The sequence below is a fragment of the Roseiarcus fermentans genome (assembly GCF_003315135.1).
GTDB lineage: Bacteria > Pseudomonadota > Alphaproteobacteria > Rhizobiales > Beijerinckiaceae > Roseiarcus > Roseiarcus fermentans.
Genome location: NZ_QNRK01000002.1, coordinates 132,767 through 151,224, shown reverse-complemented (window position 1 = coordinate 151,224; position 18,458 = coordinate 132,767). Strand labels below are relative to the sequence as shown.

Sequence of the window (18,458 nt, the reverse complement as noted above, 5' to 3'; positions counted from 1 at the left end):
TGACGGGCTTTCTATAGCCGCTCGATCAGCGTCGCATTGGCCATGCCGCCGGACTCGCACATGGTCTGAACGCCGTAGCGGCCGCCGGTCGCCTCGAGCCGCGCGAGCAGGTTGGCGAGCAGACGTCCGCCCGAGGCGCCGACCGGATGACCGAGCGCGATGGCGCCGCCGTAGGCGTTGACCCGCTCCGGATCGGCGCCGGTGTCGCGCATCCAGGCGAGCACGACGGAGGCGAACGCCTCGTTGACTTCGAACGCCTCGATGCGTTCGATCCCGAGCCCGGCGCGCTGCAGCAGCTTGCGCGTCGCCGGAATGATCGCGGTCAGCATCAAGATCGGATCGTCGCCCGCGACCGCGAAATGGGTGATCGCCGCGCGCGGCTTCAGGCCGTGGCGGAGCGCGAAGCCCTCCTCGGCGATCAGCACGGCCGACGACCCGTCGGTGACCTGGCTCGAATTGCCGGCGGTGACGCTCCAGCGAATGCTTGGGAAGCGGGCGGCGGCGGCCTCGTCCTCGAAGGCGGGCTTCAACGAAGCGAGCCTTTCGAGCGACGTGTCGCGCCGCGGGCCCTCGTCGCGCTCCACACGGACGAGTCCGCCGTCCGGCTGCGGCGCGTCCACGGGCGCGATCGCGCGCTGCACGATTCCCGCCTCTTCGGCGGCGACGGCGCGCCGGTGCGAGCCAAGCGCGAACGCGTCCATCGCCTCGCGGTCGATGCCCCAGCGCGCGGCGATCAGTTCGGCCGAGATCCCCTGGCGCACGAGGCCCTCGGGATAACGCCGATGAAACAGCGGACCCTCGTTGTCCTTGCCCATGCGGTTGAGGCGCATCGGCACGAGGCTCATCATCTCGACGCCGCCAGCGACCACGCAATCATAGGCTCCGGCGATCACCCCCTGGGCGGCAAAGTCGAACGCCTGCTGCGCCGAGCCGCACTTGCGGTCGAGGGTGACGGCCGGCACGCTTTCGGGCAGGCCCGCGGCGAGCGCGGCCTGCCGTCCGATGTTGCCCGACTGTTCGGCGACCTGAATCACGCAGCCGGTGATCACGTCCTCGATCAGCGCCGGGTCGACGCCGGTTCGTTCGACGAGCGCCTGAAGCACGCCGGCATAGAGGTCGACCGGGTGCATGGAAGACAGCGCGCCGCCGGCGCGGCCGCGTCCGAACGGCGACCGCACGACATCGACGATGACGGCTCGACGCATGACGTTTCCCTCGACTCAGCCGGCCTGGCGATAGAGTTCCAGCGACATCGTCGCCGTTCTGAGCTGCACCACCGGCGACCGCGCCGCGCGCATCAGCGTCTGCACCTGATCGAGCTCCGGCGACGACAGGGTCGGATAGTCGCGCTTGACCGCGCCGGCCGCGCGCATCTTCTCGAGGTCGGGCTCGGGCACCAGCGCGCGCAGGATCAGTTCGTCGTCGTTGTCCGTGCCGTAGCGCTTGCGCAAGTCCTCGATGGTCGGCTGCTCGGGCGGATTGGCCACGACCTGCTTCGCGCGCGGCGCGGCCATGATCCTGTCCAGCACGTTGGCGTCGATCGGCGCCACGGTCTCGCCGTAGAAGCCTGCGGCGTACTGGATCACCTCGTCCGGAACGATGCTGTAGCGCTCGCCGGTGACGATGTTGAGCACCGCCTGGATGCCGACGAGCTGGCTGAACGGCGTCGCCATGCCGGGGTAGCCGAGGTCGCGGCGCACTTCGGCGGTCTCGCGCAGCACGTCGTCGAGCTTGTCGGTCATGTTGTGCTGCGCGAGCTGCGCCTTGAGCGTGCCGGTCATGCCGCCGGGAATCTGATGCCGGATCGACAGCACGTCGTATTCGTTGTGCTGGTTGACGAGGAACCCGGCAGCCTTTCCGACCTTCTCGAAATGCTCGGCGACCGGCGGCAGCAAGGACTTGTCGACGCCGTGGGTATGGCCGAGCAATTCGATGTTGTGCAGCATGATCTCGGTCGAGGGCACCGAGGGCCCGTTGGCCATCGGCCGGCTCGCCGTGTGCAGGATCGTCACGCCGAGATCGATCGCGTCGAGATAGGCCTTCGCCGACTGGCCGAGGATGTTGTTGGCGTGAAACTCGATCGGCTTGCCGCGCGCCTTCGCCTGGATCGCCGGGACCAGCGTGCTCAGCCTGTCCTTGTCGAGGACGCCGGCGGTGTCGTAGAGCAGCAGCGTGTCGATGTCGGGCGAGGCCGACAGCTTGTCGGCCTTGTCGGCGTAGTACGCGTCGGTGTGAACCGGCGATAGCGCGAACATGATCGCGCCGGAGACTTCGGAGCCGAATTCCTTCGCGACCTTCGCCAGGCGATGCATCTTGTCGATGTTGAACAGGACGTCGTAGATCCAGAAACTGCGGCAGCCGTGCCGGTTGAGCTGGCGCATCCAGGCGTCCATCAGCGAATCCGGGGTGACGCCGAAGGTGACCGAGGCGTTGGAGCGCATGCCGCCGCGGATGCGCGTGCGCGGCATCGCCTGGACCAGCAGGTCGAGCCCCTCCCACGGGTTCTCGCGGCAGGTGCGGATCATCACCTCGAACAGCGACGAGCCGGTGAGATCGATGACGCGGTAGCCGCTGCGGTCGATCAGCGGCGCCACCGGCAGCGCCATGCCCGCCTGCATGCGCATGCCCCACAGGCTCTGCTGGCCGTCGCGCATTGTCTCGTCGAGAAACTCGATATGGGCCATGTCTACCCCTGGGGCTCGCCGTAGTGCGGCAGGAAAACGGTCTCGAGCCAGCGCGTGTCGAGGCGGTTGTCGAGGAAGTCGCGATGCGCGGCGACGGCGCGCAAGAGATCGAGGTTGGTCGCCACGCCCTCGATCGCGAACGCGTCGAGCGCGTCGCGCAGGCGCCCGACCGCGTGCGCGCGGTCGGGCGCGTGGACGATCAGCTTGGCGATCATGCTGTCGTACCAGGGCGGGATGACGGAGCCTTCCTCGATCGCGGTGTCGAGCCGGACGCCCTCGCCGTGGGGCGGGCGCCAGCGGGTGACGCGACCGGGGCAGGGCAGGAAGCCGCGAGCCGGATCCTCGGCCAGGATGCGGACCTCGATGGCGTGACCGTGCGGGACGATGTCGCGCTGGTCGACTTGCGGCGGCGCGCCGCCCGCGACTTCGAGTTGCAGCTTCACCAGGTCGACGCCCGAAATCATCTCGGAGACCGGATGCTCGACCTGGATGCGCGCATTGACCTCCATGAAATAGAAGGCGTCGCGCTCGACGTCGTACAGGAACTCGACCGTCCCGGCGTTGCGGTAGCGGATCGACGACAGGAGGTCGACGGCCGCCTTGTGCAGGCGCGCCCGCGTCCCGTCGGGCATCGCGGCCGCCGGCGCCTCCTCGATCATCTTCTGGTAGCGGCGCTGCATCGAGCAGTCGCGCTCGCCGAAATGCAGCACGCGGCCGTCGCCGAGCCCCAGCACCTGCACCTCGACATGGCGCGCGCGCTCGACGTAGCGCTCGAGGTAGAGGGTGCCGTCGCCGAAGGCCTGCTGCGCCTCGGTCGAGGCGCGCTCGAAGCCGGCGGCGAGCGCCTTTTCGTCCCGCGCCACCACCATGCCGCGCCCGCCGCCGCCGGCGGACGCCTTGGTGACGACGGGAAAGCCGATCTCCGAGGCGAAGGCGACCGCTTCCGCGGCGCTGGCGAGCTTCGCGCTGCCCGGCGTCATCGGCACGCCGGCGCTTCTGGCGAGACGGCGAGCGGCGAGCTTGTCGCCGACGGCCTCGATCGAGGCGGCGGCGGGCCCGACGAAGGCCACGCCGTTGTCCTCGCAAAGCCTCGCGAGCGAGGCGCGCTCGGAAAGGAAGCCGTAGCCCGGGTGCAGCGCGTCGCAGCCCGTGGCCATCGCCGCATGCACCACGAGGTTGGCGTCGAGATAGGAGGCGCGCGCCGGCGCCGGGCCGAGGGTCACAACCCGGTCGGCTTCCCGCGCGGCGAGACTGCCGCGGTCGGCGACCGACGCCGCGAGCACGGTCTCGAGCCCGAGGCTTTTGGCCGCTCGCACGATGCGCAGGGCGATTTCGCCCCGGTTGGCGACGAGGACGCGGCGGATGCGCATGTCAGGCCGCGGGCGCGGGTTCGATCAGAAACAGCGCCTGATCGAATTCGACCAGGTCGGCGTCCTCGACCAGCACCTGCCGGACCACTCCGGACACGCCGGCAAACACGGTGGTGAACAGCTTCATCACCTCGATCAGGCAGAGTTCGGTGTCCGCATCGACGTGCTGGCCGATCTTGACGTAGGGCGGGGCGCCCGGCTTCGGGGCGCGATAGAACGTGCCGAGGTTGGGGGCGCGCACCGTCAGCCAGTGCTCGGGCGTCGGGCCCGCCCGCGACGCGCCCGAAGCAGCGGCGGAGGTGGTGGCGGCCGGCGGCGGCGCCGCGACCGGCGCGAGGGACGGCGGGGCGGGGGGCGCGAACCCGGCGGCGCCGGCCGCCGGCCGCGCGTCGGCGGACTTCGAAAGAACCATCTCGAGGCCGTCGATCTTGAGCCGCATTTCGCTCCAGCCGGACGCCTCGAAGGTTTCCAGCAGCGCCTCGATGTCCCTGGGTTTGATGTCGCTCATGTGTCTTGGACCTCGGGTGTCGCGCCGGCTTCCGCAGCGCGGACAGCGGCAAGCAGAGGCGGCAGAACGGGTTCGGCCACGATGAATTCGAGCCCGGCCAGGAGGGCCGCGCGCACGCCCTCCTCGGAGGCGACGACGCCGCCGCGCGCGCCGCGCGCGCCCTTGAGGCCGCTCAACACCCGCCCGATCTTGTCGGGGTCGGCCGCCTCGTCGTTTTGGGACAGATCCACGGCGGCGGCGGCTTCGGGCGCCGACGGCGGCACGACGCGAAGCGGCGAGATCCTGGCGGCCCAGAGCGTGAGTTGCGCCAGCGCTTCGTGATCGCTCTCGTCGGGCGCCTCGATCTCGAGCGCGCCGGCGTAGATCTTGCCCGAGCCGCCGTCCACCGTCACGGTCTGGCCAGCGAGCTGGTCGAGGGCGCCCTTTCCGCAGCCGACCACGCAGGGAAGCCCGAGCGCCCGGCCGACCACCGCGGCGTGCGACGTGCTGCCGCCCTGTTCGGTGACCACGGCGCGCGCCGCGATCATGCCGTGAAGGTCCTCAGGGCTCGTCGTCGGGCGCACGAGGATCACCGCTTCGCCGCCCTGCGCGCGCCGCTCGGCCTCGTCGGAATGCGTCACCGCCACGCCGATGCCGACGCCCGGCGACGCCGGTTCGCCGGACGCCAGCAGGCGCGCGTTGTCGAGGGCGCCGGCGCAGACATGCGGGCTCAAGAGGATGCGGACCTGGTCGGGCGACAGGCGCATCACCGCCGCCTTTTCGTCGATCAGCCCCTCGCGCGCCAGGTCGACCGCGATGTGCGCCGCCGCATGCGGCGCGAGCTTGGCGGAACGCGACTGAAGGAAATAGAGTTGTCCGCGCTCGACGGTGAATTCGATGTCCTGCGCGTCGCGCCCCGCCTGCTCGAGCCTGTGCGCGGCGTGCAGCAGGTCGGCGAGGACTTCGGGCATTTGCGCGCCGAGCGCCGACAAGGGCTCGGGGGTGAACTTGCCCGAGACGACGTCCTCGCCCTGCGCGCGGGGCAGGTATTCGCCATAGGGCTCGCGCGCGCCGGTGGTCGGGTTGCGCGAGAACAGCACGCCCGTGCCCGACCGCGCGTCGAGATTGCCGAACACCATCGCCTGCACGGTGACGGCGGTGCCGAGGTCGTCGGCAATGGCGTGATGCTGGCGGTAACGGCGGGCGCGGCGCGAGTTCCAGGACTCGAACACGGCGCGAACCGCCCCGCGCAGCTGCTCGCGCACGTCGCTGGGGACTTCGACGCCGCAATCGGCGGCGATCGCCGCCCGCCATTGGGCGGGCGTTCGGGTCTCTTCGAATTCGGGCGCGGTCGAGCGCAGCACGATGTGCGAATAGAGATCGAGAAACCGCTTGTGGGTGTTGCGGGCGAAGGCCGGATCGCCGCATTCGGCCGCGAGCGCCGCCTCGGTGACGTCGTTGGTGCCGAGATTGAGCACGGTGTCCATCATGCCGGGCATCGACACCGCCGCGCCGGAACGCACCGACACGAGCAACGGATGCGGCCCCGCGCCGAACGCGCGCCCGGTCCTGGCCTCCAGCCAGGCGACGCCGGCGTCGATCTCGGCCTCGAGGCCGGGCGGCTCGCGGCCGGAGGCGAGGAAAGCCCGGCACGCCGCCGTCGTCACGACGAAGGCGGCCGGCACGCTCAAGCCCAGCGCCTGCATGCGCGCGACCGACCAGGCCTTGCCGCCGATCAGCTCGCGCGGAGGCGGATCGCCGCCTTCGAGCCCGAGCGTCCACTGTCCGAAGGCGTGGGTCATCGTGGCCGCCGCTATTCGCTGCGTTCGCGCTGCATCAGGCGCAGCAGGTCCTCGTGCAGCTCGTACCAGACGGTGTGGTAGCTCTCGATCCTGGCGTCGCTCACCCAGGCGATCGCGCCCTTCTCGGCCTTGTCGAGCGCGGCCTCGAGCTTGTCGCGGTAGATCGCGAGGCGCGGCAGGGCGCAGGCGAGCTTCTCCAGCGTCTCCTCGGCGCGCTCGTGCAGGTCGCCCAGGCGATCGACGATCTTCGCGTCGTAGTCCTTGTCGCTGTGGTCGTTGGGCACGCGCTGGCCGCGCACGGAGATGGTCTGCCAGTCGGTGATCAGCTGCTTCAGAGCGCCGTTCAGCCGTTCGAAACCGGCGTAGCCGGCCTGGAACGCCGGACTCGCGCGCACGGAATCGTAGTAGCGCCCGTAATCGGCGTCGAGCAGCATGCGGGCCGCCGGCGCGAGCAGATAGCGACCCTGGGCCTCGACCACGCGCCGCGCGGCGACGAGCTTGCCCAGCGTCTCGCGCACCGCGTCGAGGTCGAGCCCGACGCCGCTCGCGACATCCTCCGGCGTCGCATGCTTCTTGATGGCGAGGCCGTGCATGACCAGATGCATGTCGTTCACGTTGGGGTCTCCTCTCGGGCCGCGGCGGCTTCCTGTCGCGCCCGCTCGACGAGGCGCTCCCTCACGGCGCGGCGCAGGATCTTGTTGGCGGAGGTCTTCGGCAGTTCCGGCCAGATCTCGACGCCCTTGGGGCGCTTGTAGCTGGCGAGTTTTTCGCGGGCGTGGGCGAGGACCCGATCGGCGTCGAGGCCCGGCCGGCCCGAGACGACGGCGAACACCCGGTCGCCCCATTTCTCGTCCGGCAGGCCGACCACGGCCGCTTCGACCACGCCCTCGCAGGCGAGCAGGACGTCCTCGACCTCGCGGGGATAGACGTTGTAGCCGCCGGAGATCAGCATGTCGTTCTTGCGGTCGACCAGATAGAAGAAGCCGTCGGAATCCTGGTAGCCGATGTCGCCGGTGTGCAGCCAGCCGTTGCGGAACGCGGTCTCGGTCGCTTCCGGGTTGTTCCAGTAATAGGCCATCGTCTGCGGGCCGCGGCAGACGATCTCGCCCCGCTCGCCCGGCGCCACAGGCTGGTCGTTGTCGTCGAACACCGCGACGTCGACGATGGTGAAGGGGCGCCCGCACGAGCCGACGCGGTCGTGATCCTCCGCCTTGAGGCAGGTGATGACCATCGGGCTCTCGGCCTGGCCGTAGGTCTGGGCTAAGATCCGGCCGAACCGCTTCTCGGCGCGATGCAACAGGGCGGGCGCCATGGGCGCTGCGCCGTAGGCGATCGAGCGCAGAGCGAAGGCCGCGCTGTCGATTCCCGGCGCCTCGAGGACCATCGCCAGCATGGTCGGCACGAGGAAGGTGTGCTCGCAGCGTTCGCGCGCCGCGAGCGCGATGAACGCCGCCGCGTCGAACTTCGACATCGCCAGCGAGCGGACGCCGCGCACGAGCGAGGGCAGGAAGAAGGCGCCGGAGGCGTGCGCGATCGGGGCTGCGTGCAGGAACGTCTCGCCGCGCCTGAGATCGGGCGTGAGGTCGGTGAGAAAGGCGGACAGCTCCGCAAGCTCGCCGCGCGTGGTCAGCGTCACCGCCTTCGATCGTCCGGTGGTGCCGCCGGTGTAGCCGAGGCGATAGGGCGCATCGAGCGCGCGGTCGACCGCGCACGGCGCGTCCGATCCGGCCGAGGTCAGCGAGGCCAGCTCTTCGGCGCCGATGGCGCGTTCGACGCCGAGGCGGGCGATGTCGGCCGGATCGGTCAGCGTGTGGATCACGCCGCGGCTGCCGCTGTCGGCGAGCTTGAAGGCATGGTTGGCGATCGTCTCGCGGGTATTCATGCCGACCCGCACCAGGCCCGCCTTGGCCAGCGCGTAATAGGCGACGAGGCAGTCGATGCCGTTGGGCAGCAGCACGCCGACGCGGTCGCCGGGGACGAAGCCGGCGCCGAGCAGCGCGTTGCCGAGCTTGTCGGTGAGGCGGTCGAAGTCGCGGAAGGACACGACCCTGTCGCCTTCGACGAGACACGGAGCGGCGCCGAAGTGAACGGCGGCGCGGCGGATCAGACTGCCGATCTGCATGGTTGCCAGCCTCGAGATCAGCGCGGATTGCGCAGTTTCTCGACATCCGCGCGCCGGAGGCCGGAACCTTTTCCGCGCAGCAGGCGCGAATTGGCCTGGTCGATCCGATAGAGCTCGTCCGCCAGCGGTTCGCCGGCGTGGTACTTGACCCAGGTCTCGCACAGGTGGCGGTACTTCGGGTCGAGCGCCGGCGGCCGCACCTCGCGCGCCAGCCGGTTGTATTCCTCGAGGCCGATCACGCCGCGGGTCGTGTTGTAGCGGTCGACCTTGGCCGGCAGGCAGCTCGTTCCCGGATAGACCGGTCCGCACGTCGTCGTGTAGCTGTCGCCCTGCAGGATCGAATAGGGGATCAGCGAGTAGAGCCGCTGCGGCCCGTTCGAGTGCTGCATCATCGTATACTCGCTCAGCCGATGCGAGGTGTGCGTGCCGATGCACAAGGCCACCAGCGCGTCGCGGCTGTACTCGTCGTTGAACAGCGGCCGGAAGCGCTCGGCGCGCTCGTCCACCATCATCCAGTCGTCGACCTCGTAGACGCCGGCGACATGGGCGAGGTCCTTGACGATCGAGAAATAGGTGATCGCGCCGGCGTCGATCATCTGGTCGCGCGACCAGCCGGCGAGCCGGCGCCAGAGCTTGTTGGTGGCGTCCTTCACCTTCTCGGTCAGGGTCTTGAAGCAGGCGGTCAGTTCCTCGCGCGAGCCCATCGCCACCGGCAGGTAGCCGTCGGAGAGGGTGTCGGAGGTGTAGAGGCCGACGCCGACGAGCTTGTCGGCGGTGAACTCGGGCTTCGATTCGAAGCTGCCCCAGTCGTCCACCAGATAGAAGTGGCAGTCCTTCACCGCCATCGTCACGGTGATGTTGTTGTAGGGCACGTCGGCCGCGACGCCGTCGAGCCAGGGGAAATCGCTCTCCGACAGATCCATGAAGTCGCGCACGATCATCTCGCGGTCTTCGGCGATCTTGTAGGGGCCGGAATTGTGCAAGCTGATCCGGCTCTCGCAGGAGATCAGAAAGCCGTATTGCGACGCCGCGGCCATGAAGGCCTGCGCCGCCTCGTGCAGGTCGTCGCCGGCCTTGCAGTCGTACATGTCGGCGTGGAAGACCTGAACGGTCCGTTCCGGCAGGAACTGGCCGCGATGGCCGAATTCCTTGTTGGTGATGTGGCCGTTGTTGCGATGCCAGGACAATTGGAAGCGCTTCCAGAAGTCCATCAGGTAGACCAGGTCGTCGAGGGCGTCTTGCGGCCGGATCAGGCCGAGCGAGATCAGCCATTCGCGCCCGAGCAGATAGAAGCCCGGCAGCGCCCAGCCCATCGAGGGATTCTGGATCTTGATGCCGGCGTTGCGGGCGCGGTCGCCGATCTCCTCGGCCGACATCCGCTGCTCGATCTTGCGCAACAGCGAGGGATAGCGGTAGTAGGCCATCATATACGACAGCATCATGTAGGCCGGCACCGGAAACAGCTTCGATTCCTGAACGGTGCGCGTCACGCACAGCCAGTAGGTCTCGTCTGCGTTGGCCTGTATGAGGTTATTGGTCTCGAGAAGCTGCGAATACGTGATGCGGCTCGAACCCATCGGACGATCCTCCCCGGGAATCCTGATTCTGCTAATTTTTTACTTGGCGAGCCGCCAGACCTTGGCGGTCATTTCGACCCCGGTCTGGTAGGCTTCGGCGGTCTTGGCGGGCGCGGTGCATTCGATTTCCACGCGGTCGCCCTCCCGGATGCCGCTGATCTTCGCGTTCATCACGCAGGGAATGCCGTATTCCCGGGTCAGGATGCCGAGGTGCGAGCGCACCGTGCCGCCGGCGCAGATCACGCCCTTGAACTGTTCGAGGATCGGCGCGGTCAGCGTGCCGCCGCTGTCGTCGATGACCGCGACGGTGTTTTCGGGCACGCCCGAGGTCAGGAGTTCGAGCACGCGGTCGCTCGAGCGGATGTAGCGCGCGATGCCGATCAGGTTGTTGGCGTATTTGACCACGTTGTCGCCGATTCCGCGCTGCTCGCGGTTGTTTTCGTCCGCCGGCGCGATCACCGCTTCGGGGTGTTCGAACGAGAAGGTCGCGAGGTCGTCGCCGACGCCTGCGGCCGGCTTGTAGGCTTCCGGGCGCTCGCGCACCGAAATCATCGCCGACCAGTCGAAGCGGTGGCCGGTCGCGAGCAGCTTCTTCTCGATCGCCGCGAAGTCTGCGGCCGTGACGAGATCGTAGGACTTGTCGAACACGAAACTCGCCCAGTCGCCGCCGACCGTGTCGAGCTTGCGTCGGATGAGGTCCTGGATCGCCGCGTGGTAGGCGTCGACGACGACGGAAGCGTTCGGTTCGGCGTACTTGTCGTTGTCCACGAGAAGCTTGGCCACGTTGTCCTCCCTGGCCTGACTGAGGCGCGCTATCAAGGGGGATGCGACCTATCGGCCGATCTCCCCGTTCGTTGCCGACAGGATGCCGGCAACGCCCGGCGGTGTCAACAACATCTTAGGACAAAAATGTAGGACATGAAGGCTTTCAGTCCACGGGCCCAAAGCGCTCGCGCAGCGCGCGCTTGAGAACCTTGCCGGCGCCGTTCTTCGGCAGGCTGTCGACCACAAGCCAGCGCTTCGGGCGCTTGAAGCGCGCAATCCGCCGCAGACAGAGCGCGTCGAGTTCGGCGACGTCGACGCCGCCGTCCGTCGGCACGACGAAGGCGACCACGCTCTCGCCCCATTCCGGATCGGGCGCGCCGATCACGGCGACTTCGGCGACCGACGGATGGTCGAGCAGCACGTCCTCGATCTCGCGCGGATAGATGTTGGCGCCGCCGGAGATGACGAGGTCCTTCGACCGGTCGAGCAGGGTGAGGAAGCCCTGGGCGTCGAGCGCGCCGAGATCGCCGGTGTGCAGAAAGCCGCCGCGCAGCGCCGCCGCCGAGGCCTCGGGCAGGTTCCAGTAGCCGGCCATCACGGTGTCGCCGCGCACCGCGACTTCGCCGACTTCGCCGGGCGGCAGCGGCCGATCGTCGGGATCGAGGACGGCGACCTCGATTCCGGTGCGCGCGAGGCCGACGCTCGTCATCCGCGCTTCGTCGCCGGCGGCGATCGCCGCGGCGAGCAGGGCCTTGGGCATCGCAGCGATGGTGCAGGGGCTCTCGCCCTGACCGTAGCCGTTCCATAGGCGCGGGCCGAGCGCCGCGTATCCGGCCTTCAGGTCGGCGGCGTAGACGGGCGCCGCGCCGAGCAGCACGGTCCGGATGCTCTCGATCGGGGCGCTCTGGAAAGCGGGATCGCGCAGCATCCGCCTGAGGCCGGTCGGGGGCACGAAGAAGCTCGCGCTGCGATAGAGGCGGAGCAGGTCGGCGAGTTCGCCGGGCAAGAAGCCGCCGCTCGCCGGCAGAACCTGATGGGTCGCCTTGGCGATGTGGGACAGGCCGAACAGGCCCGTCGCGTGCGATTGCGCCGCGAGGTGGAGATGCGTGTCGCCGGGCGACAGCGCGTCGACGTCGGCGAGATAGAGCGTCGCCATCGTCATCAGATTGCGATGGCTCAGCATCGCGCCCTTGGGCCGGCCGGTGGTGCCGCTGGTGTAGAACAGCCAGGCGAGGTCGTCGCCGCGGCGATTCGAGATCCCGGTCGGGTCGGCGCTCGCGAGCTTGCGCCAGAGATCGTCGCCGAGGACGACGAGGCGGGTCGAGGGCTCGAGTTCGCGGGCCAGTCCCTCGGCGAGATCGGACGTCGCCAGGCACAGCTTCGCCGCGCAGTCGGCGGCCATGAAGGCGATTTCGCGGGCGTGCAGCCTGGCGTTGGCCGGCGCGGCGACGAGGCCGGCGCGCCAGATCGCGAACAGGACCGCGAGATAGTCGGGATTGTTGCTCATCGCCAGCACGACGCGGTCGCCGGGCGCGAGCCCGAGCGCCCGAAACCCGCCGGCGAGCCGCGCGGCGAGCGCGCCATAGGCGGCGTAGTCGTAGTGGGGCCGGTCGGCGACCGACACGGCCGGCAGGCGCGGGAAGCTCAGCGCGGCGGAGTCGAGCAGGCGCGCGAGGTTCATCGGCCGGCCCCTTCCAGGATCGTGATCGCCACCGCCGCCTCCTCGACGCCGCGCAGGCCGCCGCCGTTCTCGATCAGCCCGATGCGGGCGTCGCCGATCTGGCGCGGGCCGGCTTCGCCGCGCAGTTGCGCGACGATCTCGAACACCTGCCCGAGCCCGGTCGCGCCGATCGGGTGGCCCTTCGACTCGAGGCCGCCGGACGGGTTGAACGGGATCCGGCCGCCGAGCCGGGTGTCGCCGCGCTCGGCCGCGGGACCGCCTTCGCCCAGGCCGAAGAAGCCCAGCATCTCGCTCTGCAAGATCTCGCCGAAGGCGGTCGCGTCGTGGCATTCGACGACGTCGACGTCCTCGGGCCCCAGTCCGGCGGCGTCCCAGGCGCGCCGCGCGGCCTTGCGCGCGACGTGGTCTTCGAGCCGGTCCGGGTCGCGATGGTCGCCCGACATCAGCACGCTCGCGCGGATGCGCGCGGCGCGCCCCGACTGCCCGAGCCGTTCGGCGACCTCGGGGGTTGAGACCAGCGCCGCCGCCGCGCCGTCGCTGATCGGGCTGCACATCGGCAGGGTCAGCGGCCAGACGATCGGCCGCGCCGCCATCACCTCCTCGACGGTGAACGCGCGCCGGTACTGGGCGCGCGGGTTTTCGACCGAATGTTGGTGGTTCTTGGCGCTCACCGCCGCCATCTGGCGCTGGGTCGTGCCGAACAGCGCCATGTGATGGCGGCAGAAGGCGGCGTAGACGTCCATGAACACGCTGTGTGGCCCTTCCGCCTCGGCGCCCGGCGGGACGCGGACGCCGGCCCCCATCGCCAGGAGGCCGGCGATCGTCGCGTCGCGCCGCGACAGGTCCCAGCTGCCCTCGAACGCCGCCATCGACTTCGCCGGGTCGGGCATGACCATCTTTTCCGCTCCCGCCGCCAGCACGCAGTCGTAGGCGCCGGAGCCGACGAGGACGTGGGCGAGGTGCAGCGCGGTGGTGGCGGAGGCGCAGGCGTTCTCGACGTTGATGACGGGCGCGGCGCCGAAGCCGCAGCCGTCGAGCGCGGCCTGGCCGCGAATGCCGTGCTGCCCCTCGAGCGCGCCCTGGGTGGCGTTGGCGAACACGATCGCCTGCGCGAGCGCCGGCGCGGCTCCGGCGTCCGCGAGCGCGCCGCGCGCGGCTTCGGCGGCGAGGTCGGCGAGCGAGCGCTCGGGGAAGCGGCCGAAGCGGGTCATGCCGACGCCGACGATGCAGGTTGCCCGCATGGGCTTGTCTCCTCCCGGGATAGCGCTTGGTTTGTCCTACGTTTTTGTAGTATGTTCCCGAACAGCGCGGCGTGCAAGGCCCCGCCGGGCCCATAACGCGCCGACGACCAAAGGAGAGGACATGCCCGAACTCGCGCCGCCGACGGATCTGCGTGACCATCGGATCCTGATCGTGAACGACGACGGCATCGAGAGCGCCGGCATCAAGCTGCTCGAGGCGCTCGCCCGCGAGATCAGCGACGACGTCTGGGTGGTGGCGCCGGACGAGGAGAAGTCGGGCTTCTCGCACTCGATCTCGTTGACGGCGCCGATCCGGGTGCGCCAGATCGATTCCCGCCATTACGCCGTCAAGGGCACGCCGACCGACTGCGCGCTGCTGGCGATCCACGAGTTCATGGGCGAGCGCAAGCCGACGGCGCTCTTGTCGGGCGTCAACCGCGGCGCCAATCTCGCCGAGGACATCACCTACTCCGGCACCGCCGCGGCGGCGATGGAAGGCGCGCTGCTCGGCGTGCGCGCGATCGCGCTGAGCCAGGTGTTCACGATCGGCGGCGAGGCGCACTGGTCGACGGCGCGGCGGTACGCGCCGGACATCCTGCGGCAATTGCTGACCTGCGATTGGCAGCCGGGCAGTTTCGTCAACGTCAACTTTCCCGACTGTCCGCCGGACGCCGTCACCGGAACCCGGGTCACGACGCAGGGGCGCCGCCTGCCGGGATCGTTCCGGCCGGTGCGCAGAATCGACGAGCGCGCCGTCCCCTATTACTGGATCAAGCTCGCCTACGAGGTCGGCGAACTGGAGGCGGGCGCCGACCTGCTCGCCATCGCCGAGAACGCGATCTCGATCACGCCGATGCAGATGGACCTGACGGCCCACGCCTTCCGTCACGACCTCGACCGGACCTTTCGGGCGTCCGCGTGAGGCGCCAAACACCGCCGGCGAGCGCCCGGTCATCGGGCTGACCCCGAGCGCCGCGGCGGATTGGGCAGGGGCCCCGGCGCCGCCTTCGCCGAGCTACTCGGTCAAAAGATCGATCAGACGCGCCCTCGTCGCGTCGTCGACGCCGAGTCCGCGCGCAAGATAGTCGTCGAACGATCCGTACCGCGCGTCGATCTCATCGAGCGCCGCGCGGATGTAGCCGGCTCGCGCGGACAGCACGAACGCGATCACTTCGCGCGAGGAGTTCGGGCCGAACAGGTGCGAGACGTCGCGCACGTACTGGTTGGTCATGAGGTAATCCTCCTCCACCACCTCGCGCGGCGTCCCGACCGCGCGCAGCAGGATCGCCGAGCCGAAGCCGGTGCGGTCCTTGCCGCTGGTGCAATGAATGAGAAGGGGATGATGGTCGGGCTCGGCGGCGAACGCGATCATCCGGCGGTAGGTGTCGGCGTGATCGGTGACGAACCGTCGATAGTGGCCGATCACTTCGGTCTCGATCTCCGCCGGCGTGATCGCCCCCTTGCGGGCGCGGTCGAGCATGTCGAGGGTGCCGACCGGCAGGAAGCCGAGCTCCAGCTTCCTCACCCGGTGGCCGTCGGGCAGCCGGTCGGGGTGGACCGCGCGCTCGATGTCGATGCGGAAGTCGACCAGGCCGCCGAGGTCGAGGCCCCGCAGGCGCGCGAGGTCCTGAGCGGTGAGACCGCCGAGATTGTCGGCGCGAAAGACGCGCCGCCAGCGCGTGCGCCGGCCGCCGGCGGCCGGATAGCCGCCGAGATCGCGGAAGTTGACCGCGCCTTCGAAGTCGATGCGTCTGGGGTGCTGTTGGGTCATAGGCGGGCGATCACACGGCCGGCGGGCAGGAGGATGTCGTATTCCATGAAAACCGCTTTGACGATACGGCGCACCGGGAAACGATTCACCGGATCGAAGACGGACGCGTCGGGGAAGGCGATCGAAGCCGGCCCTTCCCAGGCCGCGCGCAGCTCGTGCTGCGAATCCGCCGCGATCAACTCGGCGAGCGCCGGGCGCGGGTCGGCCGGGTCCGCCGAGGGAATGATCCGCAAGCCGGTGGTCGGCCCGTTCGAGCCGAGGTGAGCGACGGGTTGCTCGGGCCGCATCAGCATGGTGGCCAGGCGCACGCCCGCCGGCCGCTCGAGCCGCCCCACGATCATGTCGCGGTCGCGCTCGAAGCCGATGGTCGCGAGCTTCTTCGGGAATCCCCAGACTTCGCGGCCGGCGAGCATCGGCGGCTCGGTGTCGACGAAGATCTGGTGGATGTAGGTGAGCGGCTTGCCGTCGTGGCGCGCATAGAGGCGCAGGATCGCCTCGTGATAGGGCCCGAAGGTCGAGAACGGGTACCAGTAGATCGAGAGGTTGGCCGAAGCCGGCTCGATCAGCTCGAGCGGTTCGGGAAGCGCGTCGAGGGCGGCTTCGCGGTCGGTCTCGAACTTGACCGAGACCGCTTGGGCGTTGCGATAGTGATAGGGCGGCGCCTGAAAGGCGGGGGCGTCCGACGGCATGGAATAGCCGAGTTTTTCGAGCGTCAGTCGGCCTCTGGCGGACATGCTTTCCTCCGTGAAGGGGTCAGGCGATCACGTACTGGCCGCCGTTGACGAACACGACCTGACCCTGAATCATCGACGCCTCGGGGCCGGCGAGAAATTCGACCAGGCCGACATAGTCGTCATGCGCAATGTTGCGCCCGCTCGGATTGCCGGCCGCCTCGCTCGCCAGAAAGCCGTCCGTTCCCTCGCCGAACAGTTGGCGCACCGCTTCGGTGTCGAGCGTGCCGGGCGCGATCGCGTTGATGCGCACGCCGAGCGGCGCGAGTTCCGGGACGAGATAGCGCATCAGCGACTCGGCGAGCGCCTTGCCGGCGCCGACGGTCCCGTAGTTCGGCACGATTTGCCGGCTGCCGCGGCTGGACAGGAAGACAATGCTGGTCCCGCGGCGGATCAGGGGCTGGGCGGCCTGAACGAGAAAGACGAGCGAGGCGCCGTTGACGAGGATGGCCTGCGCGAACGCCGCGGGATCGAGGCCGAGAAGCGGCCCGGCCAGCGCCGTCACGGCGCCGTGAACGATCAGGTCGAGCCGATCGGTTTGCTCCGCCACCTGCCGGATGAGATCGCGGGCGCCCTCCGGCGTCCCGACATCGGCCTGGATCGCGTGCGGTCTGCCGCCGAGCGCCGCGATTTCGGCGCAAGCCCGGTTGGCGGCGCCGCTGTCGGCGCGGTAAGCGAGAAAGAGGTCGCGACCCTTGGCGGCGAAGCGACGGGCGATCGCCAGACCCACGCCTTTGACGCCGCCGACGATCAGGACCGCCATCGCCCATTCTCCGATATTGTGTCATACGTTTTTGTCTGACAACAATGGCGCAGTCGCCCGCCATATTCAAGAGCCGGGCGAGGGGAGGGCCCATGCGCGCGGCCGCTTATGCAAAAGCGCTTCCGGTTTCCGACCCGGAGCGCCTCGTCGACGTCGATCCGCTCCACGAACCTCGGGGCTCGATCGGCGGATCGCGGTGAAGGCGGTCTCGGTGAGCGACCGTCATCGGCCGGAACTCGCCCGGCTGATCGCCCAGCTCGGTCATCTCGGTCTGATCGACGGCGCCAAGGGGGGGCGATGTCGGCGCATGGGCGGAAAGCTGTCTCTCGAGGGCTTTCCGGAATCGGTGACATTGTCCGACAAAAATGTTCACCAAAACTGTTGACGGTCGTCGGGGGTGCGGGTAGGCTTTCCGCAACAAAGGGTCTCGGCGCCTTTGCCAGCGCCGCGAAAACACCGGGAGGAAACCATGAACACCAAGGCTTGGATCGCGGCCGCGGCCGCGCTGCTGGCGACGACGGCGCTAACCGGCGCCGCGTTTGCGCAAGATAAGTCGAAGACCCCCATCAAGGTCGCGATCTTCTCCGTGAACGCCGCGTCGCCGACCATTCACGCGATGATCGAATCCGCGACCGCCGCCGCCAAGGCGCGCGGATGGACGGTCGAAACCTACGACGGCAACGGCGATCAGGTCGCCACCAACAATCAGGTCAACACCTTCATCCACCGCGGCTTCGACGCGCTGATCAACGTCGCCTCCGCCAATACGCAGATGGGCGGCGTGATCGCCAACGCCAACAAGGCGAAGATCCCGTTCGTCTCCACCTTCTCCGGCATGGTGCCGGGCATCACCGTCGACATCGGCTCCAACAATGTCGCGGACGGCGTTTTCGCCGCTTCCGAGATCGCGGCTCGCATCGACGGCGAGGGCGAAGTCCTGAAACTCAACTGGACGGTCCTGCCGGCGCTGGCCGAGCGCGACGCCGGCTTTCATGCGGTGATGAGCGAATACAAGAAGATCAAGGTCACCGAGATGGAGCTGAAAGTTCCCGGGCAGGTCGACGACACGTTCAACAAGGTCACCGACTTCCTGACGGGACACAAGGATGTGAAGGCGATCTGGATGGGCTGGGACGAAGTCGGCGTCGCCGCCGCCCGCGCGGTTCAGCAATCGCATGTCGAGAAGAAGCCCTTCGTGGTGAGCATGGATGGCAACGACGCCGCCTACGACCTGATTCGGGACGGCAGCCCGTTGGCGCTCACGGTGGCCTACGACGTGCGCGGAATGGGCGATGCGGCGGTTCAGTCGGTCGCGGACGCCGTGGACGGCAAGAGCTTCCCCGAGCGACAGATCTACAAGAAGCCGTGCCTCATCACGAAGGCGACCGTGCCGGCGAAGGGACAGTACCCCGACTTCAAGACCTGCGCCCTCTATTCGGCCGATATGCCGAATTCGCAGTAGCT

16 protein-coding genes are annotated in these 18,458 nt (G+C 69.1%); 2 read left to right on the top strand and 14 right to left on the bottom strand.

The window, feature by feature from the left end; translation table 11 throughout:
* Positions 1-11: 11 nt before the first annotated feature.
* The 11 genes from DFR50_RS02405 to DFR50_RS02355 all read right to left on the bottom strand — a co-directional run bounded on the left by DFR50_RS02405 (position 12) and on the right by DFR50_RS02355 (position 13,729).
* Positions 12-1,205: a thiolase family protein gene (locus DFR50_RS02405; RefSeq protein WP_113887593.1), complete on the bottom strand. Its 1,194-nt coding sequence runs from the start codon at positions 1,203-1,205 to the stop codon at positions 12-14.
* Between the two features lie 15 nt (positions 1,206-1,220).
* Positions 1,221-2,684, bottom strand: coding sequence for a pyruvate carboxylase (locus tag DFR50_RS02400; protein ID WP_113887592.1), 1,464 nt, complete (start codon positions 2,682-2,684; stop codon positions 1,221-1,223).
* A 2-nt stretch (positions 2,685-2,686) separates the two neighbouring features.
* Positions 2,687-4,054, bottom strand: a complete 1,368-nt coding sequence (locus DFR50_RS02395) for an acetyl-CoA carboxylase biotin carboxylase subunit (protein WP_113887591.1) — start codon at positions 4,052-4,054, stop codon at positions 2,687-2,689.
* A 1-nt stretch (position 4,055) separates the two neighbouring features.
* Positions 4,056-4,562: an acetyl-CoA carboxylase biotin carboxyl carrier protein gene (gene accB, locus DFR50_RS02390; RefSeq protein ID WP_113887590.1), complete on the bottom strand. Its 507-nt coding sequence runs from the start codon at positions 4,560-4,562 to the stop codon at positions 4,056-4,058.
* Positions 4,559-6,343 (bottom strand): pyruvate, phosphate dikinase, encoded by a 1,785-nt coding sequence (locus DFR50_RS02385; protein ID WP_113887589.1) that lies wholly within the window; start codon positions 6,341-6,343, stop codon positions 4,559-4,561. Before DFR50_RS02385 ends, accB begins: the two co-directional genes overlap by 4 nt.
* A gap of 11 nt (positions 6,344-6,354) precedes the next feature.
* Positions 6,355-6,957 (bottom strand): hypothetical protein, encoded by a 603-nt coding sequence (locus DFR50_RS02380; protein WP_113887588.1) that lies wholly within the window; start codon positions 6,955-6,957, stop codon positions 6,355-6,357.
* Entirely contained in the window at positions 6,954-8,465 is a 1,512-nt protein-coding gene (locus DFR50_RS02375) for an AMP-binding protein (protein WP_113887587.1), read from the bottom strand. Before DFR50_RS02375 ends, DFR50_RS02380 begins: the two co-directional genes overlap by 4 nt.
* Positions 8,466-8,482: 17 nt before the next feature.
* Positions 8,483-10,042, bottom strand: a complete 1,560-nt coding sequence (locus DFR50_RS02370; protein ID WP_113887586.1) for a hypothetical protein — start codon at positions 10,040-10,042, stop codon at positions 8,483-8,485.
* Between the two features lie 39 nt (positions 10,043-10,081).
* The gene (locus DFR50_RS02365; protein ID WP_113887585.1) at positions 10,082-10,825 is read right to left on the bottom strand and encodes a PEP-utilizing enzyme; all 744 of its coding nucleotides are present in this window, start codon (positions 10,823-10,825) and stop codon (positions 10,082-10,084) included.
* 145 nt (positions 10,826-10,970) lie between these two features.
* Positions 10,971-12,488, bottom strand: a complete 1,518-nt coding sequence (locus DFR50_RS02360; RefSeq protein WP_113887584.1) for a class I adenylate-forming enzyme family protein — start codon at positions 12,486-12,488, stop codon at positions 10,971-10,973.
* Positions 12,485-13,729, bottom strand: coding sequence for a thiolase family protein (locus DFR50_RS02355; RefSeq protein ID WP_113887583.1), 1,245 nt, complete (start codon positions 13,727-13,729; stop codon positions 12,485-12,487). The genes DFR50_RS02360 and DFR50_RS02355 overlap by 4 nt, the downstream gene beginning before the upstream one ends.
* 121 nt (positions 13,730-13,850) lie before the next feature.
* Here DFR50_RS02355 and surE point away from each other — a divergent pair, with 121 nt between their 5' ends.
* The gene (gene surE / locus DFR50_RS02350) at positions 13,851-14,651 is read left to right on the top strand and encodes a 5'/3'-nucleotidase SurE (RefSeq protein WP_113887582.1); all 801 of its coding nucleotides are present in this window, start codon (positions 13,851-13,853) and stop codon (positions 14,649-14,651) included.
* 93 nt (positions 14,652-14,744) lie between these two features.
* Here surE and DFR50_RS02345 read toward each other — a convergent pair whose 3' ends face one another.
* The 3 genes from DFR50_RS02345 to DFR50_RS02335 are packed head-to-tail and all read right to left on the bottom strand — an operon-like array spanning position 14,745 to position 16,994.
* On the bottom strand, positions 14,745-15,500 hold the full coding sequence (locus tag DFR50_RS02345) for a tyrosine-protein phosphatase (RefSeq protein WP_113887581.1): 756 nt from the start codon (positions 15,498-15,500) through the stop codon (positions 14,745-14,747).
* Positions 15,497-16,234 (bottom strand): acetoacetate decarboxylase family protein, encoded by a 738-nt coding sequence (locus DFR50_RS02340; protein WP_113887580.1) that lies wholly within the window; start codon positions 16,232-16,234, stop codon positions 15,497-15,499. Before DFR50_RS02340 ends, DFR50_RS02345 begins: the two co-directional genes overlap by 4 nt.
* Positions 16,235-16,253: 19 nt before the next feature.
* Positions 16,254-16,994: an SDR family oxidoreductase gene (locus DFR50_RS02335; RefSeq protein ID WP_113887579.1), complete on the bottom strand. Its 741-nt coding sequence runs from the start codon at positions 16,992-16,994 to the stop codon at positions 16,254-16,256.
* 469 nt (positions 16,995-17,463) lie between these two features.
* Here DFR50_RS02335 and DFR50_RS02325 point away from each other — a divergent pair, with 469 nt between their 5' ends.
* Positions 17,464-18,456, top strand: coding sequence for a sugar ABC transporter substrate-binding protein (locus DFR50_RS02325; RefSeq protein WP_113887577.1), 993 nt, complete (start codon positions 17,464-17,466; stop codon positions 18,454-18,456).
* Positions 18,457-18,458 lie beyond the last annotated feature (2 nt).